Source organism: Paenibacillus sp. Z6-24, from assembly GCF_054161335.1.
The window spans coordinates 384,344-402,330 of record NZ_CP096398.1 but is presented as its reverse complement, the minus strand read 5'-3'; the positions used below and the strand labels follow the sequence as shown (position 1 = coordinate 402,330).

The 17,987-nt window shown below is 51.3% G+C and carries 15 protein-coding genes; 5 read left to right on the top strand and 10 right to left on the bottom strand.

The genetic code is table 11. From position 1 onward, the window contains the following. Positions 1-126: 126 nt before the first annotated feature. The 4 genes from M1D61_RS01740 to M1D61_RS01725 form a co-directional block, all read right to left on the bottom strand. On the bottom strand, positions 127-2,112 hold the full coding sequence (locus M1D61_RS01740) for a fibronectin type III domain-containing protein (RefSeq protein WP_458120910.1): 1,986 nt from the start codon (positions 2,110-2,112) through the stop codon (positions 127-129). 326 nt (positions 2,113-2,438) lie between these two features. Beyond that, a complete protein-coding gene (locus M1D61_RS01735) occupies positions 2,439-3,284 on the bottom strand; it encodes a carbohydrate ABC transporter permease (protein WP_458122393.1) in 846 nt (281 codons plus the stop codon). A 35-nt stretch (positions 3,285-3,319) separates the two neighbouring features. Next, complete coding sequence (locus tag M1D61_RS01730; protein ID WP_458120909.1) at positions 3,320-4,195, bottom strand: carbohydrate ABC transporter permease; 876 nt, start codon at positions 4,193-4,195, stop codon at positions 3,320-3,322. A gap of 132 nt (positions 4,196-4,327) precedes the next feature. After that, complete coding sequence (locus tag M1D61_RS01725; RefSeq protein ID WP_458120908.1) at positions 4,328-5,617, bottom strand: ABC transporter substrate-binding protein; 1,290 nt, start codon at positions 5,615-5,617, stop codon at positions 4,328-4,330. Positions 5,618-5,832: 215 nt separating this feature from the next. Here M1D61_RS01725 and M1D61_RS01720 point away from each other — a divergent pair, with 215 nt between their 5' ends. Together M1D61_RS01720 and M1D61_RS01715 are read left to right on the top strand one after the other, a co-directional pair. Beyond that, positions 5,833-6,297 carry a hypothetical protein gene (locus M1D61_RS01720; RefSeq protein ID WP_458120907.1) on the top strand — a complete coding sequence of 155 codons (465 nt, stop codon included), beginning with the start codon at positions 5,833-5,835 and terminating at the stop codon, positions 6,295-6,297. 59 nt (positions 6,298-6,356) lie between these two features. Then, complete coding sequence (locus tag M1D61_RS01715; RefSeq protein ID WP_458120906.1) at positions 6,357-7,160, top strand: HNH endonuclease; 804 nt, start codon at positions 6,357-6,359, stop codon at positions 7,158-7,160. A 190-nt stretch (positions 7,161-7,350) separates the two neighbouring features. Here M1D61_RS01715 and M1D61_RS01710 read toward each other — a convergent pair whose 3' ends face one another. After that, complete coding sequence (locus M1D61_RS01710; protein ID WP_458120905.1) at positions 7,351-9,357, bottom strand: TPM domain-containing protein; 2,007 nt, start codon at positions 9,355-9,357, stop codon at positions 7,351-7,353. Positions 9,358-9,499: 142 nt separating this feature from the next. On the opposite strand from M1D61_RS01710, the gene M1D61_RS01705 reads away from it, so the two are divergent. Then, a complete protein-coding gene (locus M1D61_RS01705; RefSeq protein ID WP_458120904.1) occupies positions 9,500-10,159 on the top strand; it encodes an MOSC domain-containing protein in 660 nt (219 codons plus the stop codon). Positions 10,160-10,298: 139 nt separating this feature from the next. Next, positions 10,299-10,820 carry a Crp/Fnr family transcriptional regulator gene (locus tag M1D61_RS01700; protein ID WP_458120903.1) on the top strand — a complete coding sequence of 174 codons (522 nt, stop codon included), beginning with the start codon at positions 10,299-10,301 and terminating at the stop codon, positions 10,818-10,820. Between the two features lie 111 nt (positions 10,821-10,931). Here the strand turns inward: M1D61_RS01700 and hmpA are convergent, their stop codons facing one another. From hmpA to M1D61_RS01680, 4 genes are all read right to left on the bottom strand, one after another. Beyond that, positions 10,932-12,161, bottom strand: coding sequence for an NO-inducible flavohemoprotein (gene hmpA / locus M1D61_RS01695; protein WP_458120902.1), 1,230 nt, complete (start codon positions 12,159-12,161; stop codon positions 10,932-10,934). A 331-nt stretch (positions 12,162-12,492) separates the two neighbouring features. Continuing rightward, positions 12,493-12,699: a hypothetical protein gene (locus M1D61_RS01690; protein ID WP_458120901.1), complete on the bottom strand. Its 207-nt coding sequence runs from the start codon at positions 12,697-12,699 to the stop codon at positions 12,493-12,495. A gap of 207 nt (positions 12,700-12,906) precedes the next feature. After that, positions 12,907-13,989, bottom strand: coding sequence for a pectate lyase family protein (locus M1D61_RS01685; protein WP_458120900.1), 1,083 nt, complete (start codon positions 13,987-13,989; stop codon positions 12,907-12,909). A 342-nt stretch (positions 13,990-14,331) separates the two neighbouring features. Further along, a complete protein-coding gene (locus tag M1D61_RS01680) occupies positions 14,332-16,410 on the bottom strand; it encodes a methyl-accepting chemotaxis protein (RefSeq protein WP_458120899.1) in 2,079 nt (692 codons plus the stop codon). Between the two features lie 358 nt (positions 16,411-16,768). Between M1D61_RS01680 and M1D61_RS01675 the strand changes: the two genes are divergently transcribed. Continuing rightward, the gene (locus M1D61_RS01675; protein ID WP_458120898.1) at positions 16,769-16,951 is read left to right on the top strand and encodes a hypothetical protein; all 183 of its coding nucleotides are present in this window, start codon (positions 16,769-16,771) and stop codon (positions 16,949-16,951) included. Between the two features lie 118 nt (positions 16,952-17,069). Here the strand turns inward: M1D61_RS01675 and M1D61_RS01670 are convergent, their stop codons facing one another. Further along, on the bottom strand, positions 17,070-17,906 hold the full coding sequence (locus M1D61_RS01670; protein WP_458120897.1) for a serine/threonine protein kinase: 837 nt from the start codon (positions 17,904-17,906) through the stop codon (positions 17,070-17,072). Positions 17,907-17,987: the final 81 nt, after the last annotated feature.

Genomic DNA, 17,987 nt, shown 5'->3' with positions numbered 1-17,987 from the left:
TTCATTGGTAACCCAGCCGCCACCGATTGCCAGGCGGGTCCATGCTTCCCCGCTCAGTTCCCCCTGCGGCTCGGTGGTGATGCGTGTCTACATCATCATACGGATTCACGATAAATGAATATGCGCCTACTGAATATACGTATCTCCGGTAACGCTATCCCTTGCTCCGTACGTATCATCCGTAACACTGGATGGAGCTTGATTGTCGCCGTAAATCAATTTGATATCATTCAGATCAATACTGCCCCAGAATCCATCCTGATCGGCCTCACCGACTACCAGAAGTCCTTCATATTTGCCTGGTTTGACTGCGATAGGGTCCTGTAGCAGATCATAAGGGTCACTTTTGAATCGGTACATTGGGGTCAATGTGCCCTGACCGATCTTGATCCAGCGCTTGCCCTGCAGTCCGTAGATGGTGTAGTGATGCATGGATGGAGCCATCGAAAAGCTGGAGATCTGTACACCTTTCAGACTGACCGGGGATGGGAATGACAGACCGAATGTCCCGCCAGCCCACAACGAATAGCCGGTGGTCATATAACTGTCGATGACCGCGTAAGGATCGTAAGCTGGTATGGGCTCTGCACTGCCGCTCGCAATCGTTCCGACAGGAACTGCTCTGCCGATATTAGGCGCAGTCGCGCTGCCAATGACCTTTCCTGTCGGATTGACCAGCTGACCGTTTACGCTGGCATTCACCCGGAACGTATACTCCTGTCCATTGACGAGTCCGGTGACCGGATATCCCTTGTAAGCTTCCGCGTTCACCTGCATTGTTCCGCTGACCGGATAGATTACCGATTCATAGGTGACCGTATAATAGTCCGCGTCCGGTACCGGATTCCAGTGGAGTGTGACCTGACGATCCCCGCGTTCGGTCCACAATCCTTCCACCGTAGACATGCTGGAGTCCCACAGAATCTCGTACGTCTCTACCGCTGTATTGGTCGAATTCACATGGATAGAGAGACGATCATACCAGCCCGGTGTAATCGGGATTGGATCCAGTAAATACGGACCAATCCGTGCAGCCAGCTTATACGATTTGTGCCCGATCTCGGTCGCTACTCCATCCTTCCATCCATAGGCGGTATACGTAAGGGTGGTATCCGCCGGCACGGCAGGCAATACCTGCAGGGAAGTCATATAGGTCGTGGACGGCATCTGGATATAGTAGTTAAGATCTTGTACATATCCATAAGCCATCGAGCCCCAAGTACTGTTCATATTGCCGTCACCCATTTTGTTGTACAGCCAACTGTTGTCCCATTCATTAATGCCGAAGCCCGTTCCGCCCGGGAAAAAGCGCGAGCTTGGGATAATAATGGACATATCGACCGACCGATTGCCTTCCCGGCCGTTTACGACCGGTACGACGATCGCATGGTAGACCCTGTCCTTTTCCAGGCCCGGAATAATAAAATAATTACCCGGCTGCCGGTCGGACGGCTTGAGCTCGATCTGATCGGTATACTGCCCGAACTCCGGTCCGTATTTGACGATATATTTATCGGCACCCGGCACTTCATCCCACTGCAGGGCAGCCCGTGTATTCTGCCCTGGCAGTACATTAGCACTGGTTACCCGTGGCAGCTCCGACATCAAATAGATTGTCTTCACATCGACAGCCTTATTCGGATCTTTATTGAAAAAGTTGATCCGGATGCTCTTATACCATCCCGGCGTCATCGCCCGCATATAGTAGGCAGAAACCCATGGCTTGTCCCAGGCAGACTGCATTTCGTCGATATCACGCCATTCTCCGTCAACCAGCCCTTCCAGTCTGAAATCAGTGGTATTGCTCTCACTGTTCAGCAGCGTTCTGAATCCGTTCAGATAAATGGGATAAGGAAACTCCAGTGTCATCGTAGCCTTGTTGGTATACACATCCCAACCGCCGTCTGCTGTGATCCGTTCCCAGTCATCACCATGCAGTTCGCCTGTCGGTGTAATGATCCGGGTAACGGCCGGAATCGGCATCACGTCCATTTTGCTAAAGTCCTGCTGCCGCTCCGCTGCGTGGATGGCTCCGGCAGGAATCAGACTGCCCAGCATTGCCCAGATCATCAATATGGATATAGAACGCCATAACCCCTTGTTACGCTTCATTTGATAGCCTCCTGGCTCATATGGTATAGGTTTGTTATTGCTTGCCTTACACAGATGCATGAATTGTACATCCTGCGATACGCGTCACAACCCTGTTCTGCCATTTCTCTTTGTTGGCGAGAGTACCTGCCGGAGATATTTTTGCCGTGATGCTGCCTGGAGTGCCGGACAGACTCTGTATGAATTCCCCCCTTTCCTGATTTCAGTGTGGTTCGTGTCTGCCCGGCCATTTTAGCGAGAACCGGGAACAGACGAAACCCTGTTGGAGCAGCTGGTTGAAGGTATTGTTATGTAAACGGCAGCACAGAAAAGGATAAGCGAAGCGCTTATCCTTTAACTGCACCGGCCAGACCTTCCATGTAATACCGCTGGGTGAACAAGAATACCAGAATAATCGGAATAACCGAAATGATGGTACCTGCTGCAATCCAGCCAAAATTATATGAAAACTGACCATTCAAATAGGTGAGTGCCGAAGCAAGCGGATATTTCTCCGGATCATCGAGGACGACGATCGGCCAGAGGAAATTGTTCCAAAAAGCCATCACTTCCAGCAGCATAATAACGGCGATGCCTGGTTTGACCAGCGGAAGGACGAGCTGCCACCAGATCCGCAATTCGGATGCGCCGTCCATTTTACCGGAATCCCGGATCTCGGATGGAATGCCCTGGAACGTCTGGCGCATCAGGAAAATGTTAAATACCGATACGGCAGCCGGCAGGACAACGCCCAGATAGGAATTGCCCAGATTCAGCCACTGGATCGTCAGATAATGCACGATCATCGCTGTCGAGGACGGGATAATCATCGTCGTAATCAGCAGCGCGAACACCATATCCCGCCCTTTAAAACGAAACAGGGCCAGCGGATAGGCGGTCATGCAGGACAGAACAATATTGAATACGACCCCGAGCACCGTAATAATGAGCGTGTTCATAATATATTTGGGGAAGTTCATGTAGTTCCACACCTGCACATAATTGCCAAAGTCGATAAACGTCGGCCAGATCGCCGGCGGGTTGGAGAATACGTTCCGGCCCGGCATGAGCGAGACGCTCAGCAACCACAGAAACGGCCCTGTCATGAGCAGCGCGAGCAGCAGCAGCAGTATATAGGTAATGGTGTAGCGCACAGTCTTTTTGAGACGGCGGGCCATTACCCCGGATGACATGGCATTACTTCTGGAATGTTCCATCGCTTTGTTCATCAGTAGCTCACACCGCCTTTCCGGTTCAGACGGAATACGAATATGCTCAGCGCACCTACAATTACACTTACAATCAGCCCCAGAGCAGAAGCATAACCAAAGTTAAACTGCTCCAGACCTTTTTGGTAAATATACAGACTCGACGTCAGCGTAGCATTGCCCGGCCCGCCCTGGGTCAGTACGAACATCTCGTCAAAGACGCGAATCGCCCCCATGAGCGAGATCAGTGTACAGAACAGGATATGCGGACGGAGCAGCGGCACGGTGATCCGCATGATCACCTGCCAGCGGCTGGCTCCATCGATCATCGCCGCCTCATACAGCTCGGACGGAATGCCCTGCAGACCGGCCAGATAGAGCACCATATAATAACCGAGGCCTTTCCACATCGTAATAAACATCAGCGCGTACAGAGCGGTACTGCTGCTGGACAGCCAGCCTACCTGCTCCTGGATAATGCCCAGCTGGATCAGAATATAATTAACGACCCCATTGTTGCTGAACAGCCAGCTCCACATGAGCGCAACCGCGACCATGGAAGTGACAACAGGGATATAATACGCCGCCCGGAATGCCTTGATCAGCGGCAGACGGGTATTGACCAGAATCGCCATCAGAATCGAGAACACCTGAATAAAAGGGACAATCAGTACATAGACCAGCGAGTTCCACAGCGAGGTCAGGAAGCTTTTGTCCTGAACCGCTGTTACATAATTTTCGAATCCTACATAGTGAGTCTCGCCAATTACCGAGTAATCGGTCAGAGACAATGGAATTCCGTAGATGATCGGCCATAATACAAACACAGCGACAATCAGCAGTCCGGGAGCCATGAAGGCCCACGCGGCAAACGTCTCGGTTCTCATCCATTTCATTATGCTCGTCCACCGCCTTTGGAGGGTCAGTATCTTGCCTTCACCGCAGGATCCTATCCTGCACATGCGACCGGGATTTAACGGAAAATGATTTCGCCTATATATGTTTATGCCTATGTTCCTGTCGTTATTTTATTGTTTGAGTACCTGATTGACTTCCTGCTCCGCCGTATCCAGTCCCTGCTGCGGATCTTTTCCATTGAGGAAAATCTCCTGCAGCTGCAGCGCAATCGTGGAGTTCACATCACCGGCATTCGGTACACCGACCATGTAATCGACCGCTTTGTCCAGACTTTCAGCCGAGGCGACTTTGGCTTCGGATTCCAGCTTGTTATCATTCTGGGTAAAGAACGGGTCCTTGATCGATTCCTTGGTACTTGGCAGCGTATTGGCCGCTTTGGCAAAGGAAGTCTGGTTCGTCGCATTGGTCAGGAACTTGGCGAACTCCGCTGCCTGCTCCGGTGCTGCCGATTTGCCCGGCACGACCAGGTTCATCGTATTGGACAGGCGTACATCCGCTTTGCCTGTCGGCAGCGGTACAGCTACCGTATTCTCATATACATCCGGAGCTGCTGTTTTGATAAAGTTAATAAAGGTAGGCCCGGCAATCTCAAAAGCCGTTTGTTCACTGGAATAGTACTGGATCTGCTTGTCAAAGTTGGCATCTTCGCCAACCAGTACACCTTCCTGAATCAGCTGCTGCATACGCTGAATCATCGACAGGCCTTCCGGTGTATTGAACGCGGCTGCCGTTTTGTCTTCATTCAGAATCGAGATGCCTTCGACCGGGAACAACCGGGCAGCAAAAGTCAGCGCGTAACCGCTTGCTCCTGTTTTTGCTTTGACCTGACGGGCCCATTCATTCAGCTCGTCCCGTGTCTTCGGAGGATTCTCGGGGTCCAGACCGGCCTGTTTGACCAGACGGGTGTTCATGTACAGCACTTCGGTACCGGTATACCAGGGCAGGGCATACGGCTTGTTATCCAACACCGTGGAATTGAAGATCCCTTCAAAATAGGAACCTTTCTCTTCATCGCTCAAATAAGGGGTCAGATCGGCAAGAGCTCCCTTGGATGCCATCTGATTAGCAAATTCGGTATTCAAATTTACCACATCCGGTACGTTGCCGCTGGCAATTCCGGTTAATAACTTATTAGATATGGCATCGTATGGATAATCGCTCCATTCGATCGTGACGCCGGGGTGACTTTTTTGGTATTCTGAAATCAGGGTATTAAAGTATTCATTAAATGTGGGCTGAAGTGCAATTGTCCAGAATTTAATGGTTACCTTTCCCTTTTCCTCTTGATTACTCCCGGTATCCGATCCGCACGAACTGAGCACAGAAGCGACCAACACAACGAGCAGACACAGTATCGTAAAGCTTTTGATCTTCTTGTTCACTGTCTTCATTCCTTTCATATGTTATCCAGCTTCTTTGGCTCCACCGTTTCCATACTCTCGATATGTAACACATAACGGCAAAAAAAATAATTATTATACTTTTTTTCTACCCTTGACACGCATTATAGCAAATTAGGCAGTAACAAAAAAGGGATGTTCAGGAATTAAAAGGTAATATAATAAGGAGTATCTCTATCCACCATGTCCAATACTCAGCAAAGAAGGTGAATCGCATGCAACCTGCATGGATTATCGTAATGGGGCTTGTCATTGTTATTCTGGCAGTGATCAGCTGGATCGTTCACTCCTCCAAAAAGAGGGCCAACCCGACAGCCGAAGAGCCGATATCTCCGTCTTTCACGGCCAATGCGCCTGAATCCCATAACGGCAGTCGGCCGCCGGCCAAATCGCATAATGTTGTTGATCTGGCAGCTTTTCGCGAGCGTCGGCCCGGTACGCGCAGCAAGTCCGACACCTCCGTCAAGCCGGCAGAGACGTTCGGGCGTCCGGCTGTTGTACGCCCACTGCCGCTGTCCCGAACCGGCCATCCGCCATCCAAGCTGCGTATGCAGAAGTGCTCCTACTGCAAAAAAGAAGTCAATCATCTCACCTTTTATGCCAATGATGACGGCAGTCTGGTCGGAGTATGCAAAGATTGTGAACCAATTGCCAAGCGACGCGACCTTTTACCGTTATAATAGAAGGAATCAACCACGACACTGATACAATCTGAATTTATTGGAAATAGGTGAAATCTATGCAGCAATCTCATCCGGAATACTTGCCGGAGACTACCATCGCACCAACTATGGCAGCCGATCCGCCCGCTGAAGGAACAGACAGCCCCGGCTCCAAAATCTGTTCCCGCTGCGGAGAGCTTCATCCGCTGTCCCATTATGCCCGGCGAACCGGCCGCAAATCCGGAAGAAGCCAGCGGCGCGGCACGTGCCGAAACTGCCGCAAACAGCTCAAAAACCAGGCCAATGATACGGAGGCAGCAAATACGGCCGACACGGTTCATGTACAGCCGGTATCCGCCCATGCCTCCCATACGGTTCCGGCCGCTATCCAGCCTTCACCAGCCCCGGAGCTGACGACAAGAACAACGCAGATTACAGCAGTGCGGCCGAACCGCCAGCTGCCCTCGATTGACCAGAAAGACATTCGCGGACAGGGGCTGGATCTGTCTGTGCTGCGGCCGACTCGCAAAGGGATCGTCTATATGCGCGGACGTACCGACAAAGGCCGCCGCTGGCATCAGGAGAGCGATCTGGAGACGGCGATTGTACTCGTCCGGGAATATGCGGCCGTCGTCGTGAACAGGCATACGATCCGCCGCCTGTACAGCAATCGTTCTTTCCGACGTTACATTCTGGAGCGTGACCAGTATACATGCTATTTCTGCGGCGGCTATGGTGATACGATCGACCATCTGCTGCCGCGGGCACGCGGTGGACACACGACGCCGCTGAACTGTGTATGTGCATGCAATTTGTGCAATCAGGCCAAGGCCGATCATGATCTATCCCATTTCATCCAGCCGGAAAATGCAGAGCTCTGATCAGTACCTTTCCAGCAGCCGAACTCGGCTTAGCCGCCAACAAGAAAGCAGCCCGACTCCGTACCATTGGTACGAAGCCAGGCTGCTTTTTGCTGTTTCTGTACAGTTTTCCCATGAGTTTATTCCCACGGATTGATCGGATGCAGAAAGTCTACCGAATCGGTAGAACCAGTGACCGTATCGAGCCGGATTAATGGTTGTCATCCGGATGATTCTTGAAAAATCTCATCGGCTCTGTACGCGGACGCTCTGCCGGCGAATCCAATTCTTGCGCCTGCGCCGGGTCTGTCATTCCGGTCAACTCATGCACTTCCTGCAGAAACACATCCAGCCGCGCTGCCGCCAGGTTCATCGCTTCCTCCAGCTCCGGCAGATGGAATGGAGGATTCATCAATCGGCGGTGAACCTGTTCCAGCATATGAAAGCTCTCATTCTGGGATTGCTGCGCAGCCATTCCATCCTCATGAAGAGCAGTCAGCAGCTGTACCCCTTCGCGGTGGCGGGCACTCATCATTTCCCAGCGCTCCATGAGCTGCTTTTTGTATAGATCCAGTTCATCCCTGTAACCGAGAAGGGCGCTGCGATGCTGCCGCATCTGCTCCAGCATCACTCTTACCTCGGTGCATAGCGCATTCGCCTGGCGGTACTGCTGGTAATTCTCATCCAGTGCAGCGGCGATTTGCGGCAGCAGCTGTTCAACCTGCAAATGCAGTTCCTGCAGCTTCGCATACCGATCACGCTGTTCCTGCACATGCACTCTGGCATACTGCTCCCGCAGCAGCTGTACTTCCTTTTCATACCGATCGGGCAGCAGCTTCAGTTCATCCAGCTGCTGCGGAGCCAGATTCAATAGCTCGCTGGATTGTTCCCGGAAGCGGATCAGATCGGCGACCAGACCGCGCGCCTCCCGGATATCCTGCTCGATCCGCCGGATACTGTCCACGCAGGAACCTCTGTCTCCCTGAGCCAGCATTTCCTGCAGACGTATCGCTCCCTCGCGGGCATGACCAAGCAGGGCAAAAGGATTGTCGTTATTCACCATCAGCCGCTCCTGCTCCACGATCATATGGAGCTCCCGGTCGGTCCGTTCGATCATATCCAGCAGCTGCCGGCTCTGCTGCTCGGGAAGCTGCTCGGACAGCGCGTGTACCGCTTCAATGTTATCCATACGTTCCATACCGGGTACAGCGGCTTCCAATTGGGTGTAAGACATGTTAGGGAGTCCATCGGCCTGCTCATACTGATGCAGCAGTTCCTCGATCTGGCCGATCTGTACATTCAGCTGCTGCTCCAGCCCGGACAGTTCTCTCGCCGGCTTTGCTGTGGAGAACAATGAGATCTGCCGGGAATCAATATGTCCTCGCAGCGTGTGCAGCTGGCTGGACTGGTACTGTATTTGCTGTACCCACGCATTTACCCTGTCGGGCGTTGATCCACTAATGGAACCATTCTCCTGCAAAATGGACACATCGGCGACTGCTATGCTGTCCAGCCGTTCATTCCATTCATCCACCTGCGCACGAAGTCTGGCCTGACGACGGTGCAGCTTCTCGGAAGCGACAGCCCGGACAATGAGCAGGGTCAGCAGGGCTGCCGCAAGACCACCTCCCAGTACATAGAATGTCACCTGACGCAGGGAATGACTGATCTGGTCAGAAAGAGCAGCCGACTCGTAACCGGAAGGCGGCGAATTCTTGTTGTCGTTGGAGAGATCGCCCAGCCCATTGAGGTAATCATTGACCGCAATTACCCCGCCCGCCAGATCGCCCTTTCTGGCATAGGGGACAAACTGGCTGTCGGTTACGCCTTCGATGCTGCCTGCATTACTGCGCCCAATCCGCTCCCTCAGCTCCTCGTTATCGAATACCAGATGCACATAATTGGGATCGGTCGTTATGAACAGCAGCAGCTGGTTACCCGAGAATCCGGACTGGTCATATATCTGGTTGGCCAGCTTCATGCCTTCGGATTGGCTCATGCCTGTGTCGGTGATCACGTACAGATCATATGTATGATGATCCAGTCTTGCATTCATCCGGCTAATATCCTTTTCGGAAAACAAGCCGGCATTATCCATAATATGGCCCTGCTGCTCCGCAGCCTGTGCGGTGCCTGCCTGGATACAGATAGTTACAGTAAGCAGCAGAACCAGAGTGACCAGTATATACCGGTTCCTTTGTAGCTTGTTGTTATTCATGATCGTTCCTTTCTTCTCAGAAGCGTCCCACAGGGAAGACTTTCACGGGAAGAACCGGCTTCCGAATTGTCTGTATACGTTATTATGATACAATTATCGGTATTAATGAAGAAAATCGTTTGTGAGGAGGACTGTATTTCCAATGTCGATGGAGACTACTGCTATTTTACCAGAATTATTATTCCTGAATGTCGGACTGCCGGTCAATATGGAATGGGACGGCAAAACCGTCTTTACCGGATTCATCAAAAAGCCTGTGCCTCATTCGGTCGGTATCTCGGCAGACGGATTGGAGCAGGACGGACAGGGCGATCTCAAAAATCACGGTGGCCCGGACAAAGCAGCCTGCGTCTACTCGGCCGACCACTATCCATGGTGGAGCGAGCAGATGAATCGCCCGTTCGAAGCGGGTGCGTTCGGGGAGAATTTTACCGTCAGCGGACTGCGGGAAGATCAGGTTCAGATCGGCGATGTGTACCGGATTGGGACAGCGGTCGTGCAGGTCAGCCAGCCGCGTCAGCCGTGCTTCAAGCTGTCTGCCCATCTGGAGCGCAAGGAAATGATTCTGCGGGTGCGGGATACCGGGTTTTCCGGCTTTTACTTCCGCGTTCTGGAACCGGGTCAGGTCACGGCGGGTGACCGGTTTGCCTTTGTACGCCATGAAGGCCATGGCTCGACGATTGCCGACTGCAACCAGGTACTGTACCATGAGCGCGGAGATACGCCGCTGCTGCGCCAGCTGCTGGATGAACCGGCGCTTGCTTCATCGCTGCACAAGCACCTCAGCAAGCGGATCGGTTAAATGGGCTGTTCACATGCAGGTGTGACTGCTGAACTGCTGGCTGTCTGCCCTCGAATGCTGCTGATCACCTGTACAGTCTGCCGGCGGTGAACGAGCACCGAACGCAGACAGGATCTGCCCGGATGGAAGGAGAGCAATCATGATTATTCACAAAGGCGAGACCCTTTTCCGCCAGGGAGAGAGCGGACCGCTGTACCGGATCAAAAGCGGGCTGTTCAAGATCGTACGGCTGCATGAGGACGGGAGCATGTTTTTATTTAATATTATTGTACCCGGGGAGATGATTCCGCATCATTCCCTGATCAGCCCGATGAACTATCACGGCACGGCGATTGCGCTTGTAACCGGGGAAGTCGAGATTATTCATGCGGCAGATTGGTATGATCAGCTGAGCCGCGACCCGGCCCGCTATCATGAGGTGGCTGTACAGCTGCAGGACAAGCTGCGGATGATGCAGCAGCGCATCGACCAGCTCACCCGGGTTACTCCCGCCGACAAGCTGGAGCAGCTTCAGCACTGGTTCGCCACCTATCTCAAAGACATTCCAATCACCGAGATTCTCACCCAGGACGAGATCGGCCAGCTGATCGGACTCCGCCGCGAGACGGTGAACCGGCTGCTGCGCGCCCAGGTCAAACAGCAGGACTCTTTTTTTTCGTAGGATAGAGAAATGTAATCGTATATAACCAGACAGAGCCGGAACCCGCATCACACAGGGTTCCGGCTCTTTGCCTATCATTCAGTTTCTTCTATGTCTATTGCCCTCTCCCTCTTACTTCCCGCTCGCCACCAGACTCGCCGCCGGGCCAAAGAATTCATAATGCCGCTGTTCCACCGGCACCTCCAGCTGATCCAGCGCCGTATTCACCGCCTGCATGAACGGCAGCGGACCGCAGAAGTAGTAGTCGGCGTTCAGATCGGGCACCATGTCCTTCAGCCAATCCGGCTGCAGGTAGCCTTCGTAATGAAAAGCCGAACGCTGCCGGTCGAGATCGGTCGGTGTGCTGTAACAATAATACACCGACAATCCCGGACACTCACTGGCGATCTCTTCCACCTGGCGCCGCATCGCGTGCATGTCACTGTTGGCTGCCGCATGGATAAAGGTAATGCCTGCCCCCGGCTGCTCGGCTGCCAGTGAACGCAGCATGCTCATCATCGGCGTCAGCCCCACTCCCCCGCTGATCAGTACCACCGGACGACCCTGCTGGCGCTGCAGCTGGAAGTCGCCTGCCGGAGCGGACAGATACAGCACATCCCCCTCCTGCACCTGCTCATGCAGATAGACCGACACCTGTCCGGCCGGACGGGCATCGTCGCCGTCCTCGCGCTTGACGCTGATCCGGTAATACGGCTGTCCCGGCGCGTCCGACAGGCTGTACTGGCGAATCTGCTCATACGGCTGTCCCGGCACGTGCACCTTGACGCTGATATACTGCCCCGGTTCGAATGAAGCCAGCTCCCCGCCATCCTGCGGCACCAGGTAAAAGGAAGTAATAACAGCACTCTCCCGCTCTTTGCGCTGTACGGTAAAGGCGCGGAAATCCTTCCAGCCGCCCGGCTGCTGCTCCGCTTCCCGGTACATCTCCTGCTCCACTCCGATAAAGGCATTTGCAATCACTCCATATGCACGGGACCAGGCTTCCAGAATCTCCGGTGTTGCCGCTTCACCCAGCACCTCCTGAATCGCCTGCAGCAGATATTTGCCGACAATCGGATACTGGTCCGGGCGAATCCCCAGACTGCGGTGCTTGTGGGCAACCTGCTTGACTACCGGCAAGATCTCTTCCAGCCGGTCGATATGCAGGGCGGCCATATAGACCGCATTGGCCAGCGCCGTCTGCTGACGCCCCTGCTTCTGATTGGCATGATTAAAAATGTTCAACAGCTCCGGATGAGCCTCGAACATCATCTGGTAGAATCGTTTGGTAATATGTACCCCTTCGGTCTCCAATACAGGTACAGTCGATTTGATCACTTTAATGGTATGAGCATCCAGCATCTTGATCTCTCCCTTTGTTTCCGGCGGTTCTGCTTACTTGGATCATCTGTCTGCAGCAGATGCAGCCGGTATGCAGCCGTCCGGTTAATAGTTGCAAATTAATATTAATTTTAGATATCTCAAATTCTATTCCCATTTTTCAGGGAGATGAGTGATTGAGGTCACAGTAAACGTTAACGTTTGTTCACAATTCCGAATCATCCCGCACCCGGGATGCACCAAAAAAAGCCGTCCCCAAGGTGGACGACTGATCGCTGTGTACTCCAAATTCGGCATCTTGTACAACATCTGTGCATAGCTGCGAATATATGATGGTGACTTCAATACAGATTCAAGTCGAAGATGTGGAAGAGGAACTGCTGCCGGATGAACTGGAGCTTTGGCTCGCCTGGCTGATCTGACGTTTGATCTGCTGGATTTGCTGTTCGCTGTCTGTGCTGTCTTTGTCTGTACTGGATTGCAATTTGGTCAGCTGTGCTTCCAGCGCTGTTTTCTGTTTTTCCAGCGCGGATGTATTACTGGTGGATTGGGTTGACATATAGTCCACTGAAGAAGTGGAGGAGATTTACATGGATAAACCCCTCTGGTCCGTAGATCATCCCTCTCCTTGTACCAGTATTCCCTTTTCATCCATTGGCAGAATATATTAATTTTTATATATGATCTACAGAAAATGACCATACGGTCCAGAACAATGTCCAGACAGTATGGTCATTTTTAATTTAAGCCGGTCTCTGCAAATGGATTACGGATACTGCAGAGATGTATTTTGTGCACCTGCATAGCTTAACGCATATTGTTTGGCAGCAGTAGGGCTCAGTACAGAATACGCGTAGTTGCTGGATGGCTTCCAGGTAGTAACCGGCAGATTGGAGTTAATAGCCGGTGAAGAACCTGTATCCTTGAATTGTCCACTCCGTTTGGTACTCGGATCGACATTGATGATTGCGCTGTTGCCATCTCCATTAAATGCATTGCCTTCGGAATAAATTTTGGCGTTGGTTGCTACAGTAAAGCCCAATTTATAGTTTTGAATCAGATTGTTTTTGACATGGAAGTAACCATAGCGCATCAGGCCGGGTGCGCGTGTATAGACATTATTAAAATAGTTGTTGGTCAATGTTAGATGCGGCAGGCCGGTATATTGTTTTACACTTGCATCGTCATCATTGGGCCATCCCAGAATCAGACCATAACGATGATTCGTGAATTTGCTGTTGGAAATGGTAATATAATCTGCGCCACTGCCTACATACATCAGTTTATCAAGGTCATGACCATTAGGATCGTATCCATGGCCTTCAAGTGTAACATGATCGACCCAGTAATTCTGCCCATTGTTAATGTAAAGTGGAATATCGTTATTTTCATTAATGTTTGCGGTATGGGCGATAACCAGATTCTTGATGATCACATTGTTGGAATTGCCGGTTGTCGTCAAATATACATTAGTCAGCTTGTTATTATTATAAGCGCCAACAATTGTTTTATTAGCTCCCAGATTAACAATGGCTTTGCTGGAAGAACTGATATTTCTGCCTACAACAACTGTCTTTCTCTGGGTATCACCTACCTCCCGCTTCAGCTCATCCAGTGTATTTACCGTAACAACAGAGCCACCGTTACCACCTGTAACGGATGACTTGGATTGTCCATATTCATTTTTGGCAGCACCTGCAAATCCGGTCAGACCTTGCATAGGGTCGGGATAATTGCTTGCAGCCTGGGTCGCAGGTGCGCTGAATACGCTTCCCAAACCGATACAAAGAGCGGCAGCAAGAATCCACCGAGGGGTATGTAGAGATTTAACACTTAATTTTTGTACCATCAAATTTCCTCCTTAGGTATGATGCACAATAGATTAATTTTTTGTAACAGTAAATTTATGCATCCATTGAATTTTAAAGGAAATAGTACATATTGTGAATGACAAAATACCGAAGCTCCTCCACCAATTTGTATAGTTAAAAATAAAGGTTTAAATTTGAGTATCAAAAGGGTTTAATCCATATGTTATTAAGCTTGATATAAATATTGCGAAGTGAAGAATGAAAAAAGACACTCTGTATCTATCAGAGTGTCTTTTCCTGTATGTCTACCAATCTACTGCTGAGTGCAGACTATTGGAATACACAGATCATTGTACTGATTAATCGGCATCATCTACCGATCAGAACTTGAACTGGCCTACCAGCGCACCGAGACGTTCGGCGCTTTTGTTCGTTTTGATCGCTTCGATCGATACTTCATTGGCTTTGTCGAGTACAGCCTGGGCGGCGTTGGCAATCTCTTCAGTGCCGTCAGCGGATTCGTTGTTGGAAACGGAAATCTCGTTAATCGCCTGTGCCAGATTCTGCACGGATGCGCTCAGTTCTTCGCTGGTTGCGCTGAATTCGCTGACCATGCGGTCGATATAACCAGCATCCTGGAGATAGGATTCGCTCGTTTCCCGCATCATCTGGTAATCCGCACCAATCTCGGTCACCAGGAATTCCATCAGTCGTGCGGTATATTTCTGCAGGTTGTTGACCGAATTGACGACCTGCTCGGTAATGCCCTGAATCTGGCCAACCGTATCCTTGGAAGCATCCGCCAGATTGCGGATCTCATTGGCTACGACGGAGAATCCTCTGCCTGCTTCGCCTGCACGTGCCGCTTCGATCGATGCATTGAGCGCCAGCAAGTTGGTCTGCTTGGTAATCTGCAAAATGGATTCACTGAGCGACTTGATCATCTCGACAGACTGGGACTGGGCCAGCGCTTCGTCCAGACCGGCTTTGACATCGTTGTAGACAACCGTGGTCGCTGCAATGGACTCATCCAGCTTGCTCTTCAGCGAGCCGGCACGTTCGTTGATCACGCCTGCCTGCTCCGCACCTTCCTGGGCGCCGACAGCGATCGACTCGATCGCTTTTTCAAACTCGGTCGTCGAGGCGCTGATCTCCTGTGACGAAGCTGCCGTCTCTTCCATCCCGGCAGACATGTTCTGCGTCGTGGCCGATACATCCTGCAGCTTCTGGTTCATATCCATAAAGCCTACCCGGGCCTGCTCGCTCGCCTGGCGCAGCTGGTTAATCTCGGCATTGACGGCATTGATCATGCGGTGGGTGGACTGCTGCATCGCATCCATGGAGCGAATCAGCACGCCGGTCTCGCCGGAACCCTGCTTGTACTTATCCGGCAGGGTATGGGAATAGTCGCCCTGGGACATGCGTTCCAGCTGCTGGGAAGCCAGCTGCACCGGACGGACGATCGTGCGTACGACCAGGAACAATACGATCGCTGCCAGGATTAGACTGATCACGGTAATGATGATCATGGTCGTAATCATGGAATGCACACGATCCATATAGATGCTTACCGGCTGCATGGAGATAATGCTGACATTCAGATTTTTATCCTTTACAAACGAAGCCATGTACCGTTCACCGTTGATGGTGATAAATCCGGTGCCCTGGTCCTGCGACTGGATCTGCTGGTACAGCGTACCGGAATCCAGCTTGCTCAGGTCTGTTTTCATCACCTGGTCCTTATTCGAAGAAGCAATGATCAGACCGGCCTGGTTGGTGACAATCGTATTCAGCTGATGATCTCCATCCTGCTGTACCACATCCTGCAGCAGTGTATTCACATTCAGCGGTGCGCCGAAAATAGTACGCGCATTGCTGTCGGCTGCGGCATTCTCCTCTTTTGCATCATCGCCGCCGAGCACATTGCCGACAACGATAACCATGCTGCCGGATACCGGGGACAGCATAATATCACTCATAAAAGGACCCGGTTGCTGTTGTACTTTGGAATACCATGGGTCGGTCTCGGCAGTCAGTACGTGACCGACCGAAGCGCCGTTGATGCCATCCATATAGATCTTGCCATTGTGAGAGAAGAAAATATTTTCATACAAACCATTTGATTCTTCCAGTTTCTTGGTAATGTTATCCTGGATACGCTGGAACTGCTCCGGATTTCCTTTGCCGGTCGTCTCCAGACTGTTGAAAAAATCCATATTGTACGGATCTTCCACGATTGTATCAGCGACCGCTACCTGGGATTTGACCGCCATATTCAGTTCTTTTGACTTTTCCTGGGCAAGCACGGCGATGGCCTGGGCATTTGCCTGCTCATAGGACCGGGTTACCGTGTAACCCACCACAACCATCGACACTACCATCGGGACAATAATACACAGCGCGGCAATGCCCAGAATCCGGGCAGACAAGCTCTCCATACCTTTTTTAATAGCATTCATATCGTAAAGTAACTCCTTATTCAGTAATAGTATTTAAAAAGACCACAACATCTTGGATAACAGTTATCTAGTTATTTTTATCTTATTTAAGTTATATTAGATCAATACTCACAAAATAATGAACAATCACATCCTTTTATGCAACTTAGGAACCAGTTACTTTTACCTATCTAAGTAAGTATATCCTATTTTTCGACATATGAATCAGCTAAATCTCCATTTCAAATAATATTTTTTGAAATTAAATTGCTAGCAAAACAGACAAACGTTTTATCCTGTTTTTTGCAAAAAAAAAGCGAAACCAGCGAACAATCCGGCACGTACGTAGAGGATAAGAAAACGGAAGGAGGTTACTCGGATGGGTCTTATCAAAAGTATTCTTAATCAGGTACTCAAGTCCAAATCAGGTTCAAGCCACCGCCGTCACCGTTCGTATAGCAGCAGCGATAGATCACACAGTCGCAGAGGACACTCACACAATCAATATGGTCATGGACACTACAAGCGCAAGCGTGGCAGCAGCTCTTACAGCAGCAGCTGATATGGAACAGCCCGCCATGGATACAACGTATACAATAAAGCAGCACAAACAGCCCTTTCATATCCGTGAAGGGGCTGTTTTTTGTAGATGGGATAGGCGGTTCAGGCTTACTGTCTGCTCACAGTTCGGCCAGAATTGCCTCAATCTCGGCAATGATCTCAGCTGCATTGGTGTAAGGCGGATCGATCAATAGCAGTCTGCGCAGCATCTGCCGGGTCCGGGGATGCATCTGCAGTTCCTGTTCCCAGCTGCGTTCCTGCTGGCTGTTCGGATCATCATACGTGCTGTAGAGCAGATACAGCAGCAGATGACCGATCCCATAAAAGTCGCTGCTCGCATCAAGGCTGCGGCGGATCTTCTTCTCCTGCTCATCGCCGTTGACGAGTTCATCCAGTTCATGGATAAGCTCCGGGGGCTCTTCCTCCCGCCAGGTCAGCCCAAAGTCGATCAACTGCACCGTGCCATCATTCCAGAGCACATTGGATAGGCTGATATCCCGGTGGATCAGTCCCTGATGATGCATCGTCTGCACAATATCCAGCAGCTGATGCATCAGCTGCAGCGATTCCCGCTCGGTAAAAGTACATTCCTCTTCAAACAGCAGCTGCCCGATGTTCAGTCCCTGCATATATTCCATCGTCAGACACCGCTGGCCTTTATAGGTAAACGAATCCAACAGCGTTGGTACCTGCTTGTGCCGGAGCCGGGTCATCGCCTGCAGTTCCCGGTCATAGATCAGCTCTGCACGCTGGCGGCCGCCGCGCAGAGGGTGCACCCTTTTCATCACACAGAGCTCGCCGGTGAACAGATCATCGCACCGGTAGGTGACGCCGTAGCTGCCTGTTCCCAGACGCCCAATTATCCGGTAGCGCTCTCGAATGATCTGTCCGGGTCTAAAGTTCCTCTCCTGCAGCCAGCGCTGGATATGCCCGTTCATTCGCTGTAATGCTCTCAATCCCTAAACCAGCCTTTCGCCATACATGATCAGAATGCTAATTAGTATACTGCCCCGGAGCGGCACAGGTTTCAACCGAAT

Excerpts from the sequence above, each read along its gene's own strand:
- M1D61_RS01710 (WP_458120905.1), bottom strand. The coding sequence starts at position 9,357 with ATGAATAACAACAAGCTACAAAGGAACCGGTATATACTGGTCACTCTG.
- M1D61_RS01680 (WP_458120899.1), bottom strand. The coding sequence starts at position 16,410 with ATGAATGCTATTAAAAAAGGTATGGAGAGCTTGTCTGCCCGGATTCTG.
- M1D61_RS01700 (WP_458120903.1), top strand. The coding sequence starts at position 10,299 with ATGATTATTCACAAAGGCGAGACCCTTTTCCGCCAGGGAGAGAGCGGA.
- M1D61_RS01675 (WP_458120898.1), top strand. The coding sequence starts at position 16,769 with ATGGGTCTTATCAAAAGTATTCTTAATCAGGTACTCAAGTCCAAATCA.
- M1D61_RS01735 (WP_458122393.1), bottom strand. The coding sequence starts at position 3,284 with ATGTCATCCGGGGTAATGGCCCGCCGTCTCAAAAAGACTGTGCGCTAC.
- hmpA (WP_458120902.1), bottom strand. The coding sequence starts at position 12,161 with ATGCTGGATGCTCATACCATTAAAGTGATCAAATCGACTGTACCTGTA.
- M1D61_RS01740 (WP_458120910.1), bottom strand. The coding sequence starts at position 2,112 with ATGAAGCGTAACAAGGGGTTATGGCGTTCTATATCCATATTGATGATC.
- M1D61_RS01690 (WP_458120901.1), bottom strand. The coding sequence starts at position 12,699 with ATGTCAACCCAATCCACCAGTAATACATCCGCGCTGGAAAAACAGAAA.
- M1D61_RS01720 (WP_458120907.1), top strand. The coding sequence starts at position 5,833 with ATGCAACCTGCATGGATTATCGTAATGGGGCTTGTCATTGTTATTCTG.
- M1D61_RS01730 (WP_458120909.1), bottom strand. The coding sequence starts at position 4,195 with ATGAAATGGATGAGAACCGAGACGTTTGCCGCGTGGGCCTTCATGGCT.
- M1D61_RS01705 (WP_458120904.1), top strand. The coding sequence starts at position 9,500 with ATGTCGATGGAGACTACTGCTATTTTACCAGAATTATTATTCCTGAAT.
- M1D61_RS01685 (WP_458120900.1), bottom strand. The coding sequence starts at position 13,989 with ATGGTACAAAAATTAAGTGTTAAATCTCTACATACCCCTCGGTGGATT.
- M1D61_RS01715 (WP_458120906.1), top strand. The coding sequence starts at position 6,357 with ATGCAGCAATCTCATCCGGAATACTTGCCGGAGACTACCATCGCACCA.
- M1D61_RS01725 (WP_458120908.1), bottom strand. The coding sequence starts at position 5,617 with ATGAAAGGAATGAAGACAGTGAACAAGAAGATCAAAAGCTTTACGATA.